We start from the raw sequence: 271 nt of genomic DNA on the forward strand, positions 1-271 counted from the left end.
CGTCCTGCACTTCCGGCACGACGACGGCTCACCCGGGCTGAGCGGGGTCTCGCTCGGCGTCGGGGAGGGCGAGATCCTCGCCGTCGGCGGCCCGCGAGGCAGCGGCAAGACGACCCTGCTGCGGTGCCTGTCCGGACTGGTGCCCGTGGCGAGCGGCGAGGTCTGGTTCAACAGCGTGCCCGTGCACACCATGCGCCCGGCCGCCCGCGAACGGCTGCGCCGAAAGCACTTCGGCTGGATCGACCCGGCGCCGGTGCTCGTCCCCGAGCTG

The 271-nt window shown here is 74.2% G+C and carries 1 protein-coding gene; it reads left to right on the top strand.

Going from position 1 to position 271, the window contains the following annotated elements:
• Positions 1-4: 4 nt before the first annotated feature.
• On the top strand, positions 5-271 hold a 267-nt coding region (locus J0695_RS43175), incomplete at its 3' end, for an ATP-binding cassette domain-containing protein (protein ID WP_206970250.1).

It is taken from the genome of Streptomyces beijiangensis (assembly GCF_017315755.1).
GTDB classification, from domain to species: domain Bacteria; phylum Actinomycetota; class Actinomycetes; order Streptomycetales; family Streptomycetaceae; genus Streptomyces; species Streptomyces beijiangensis.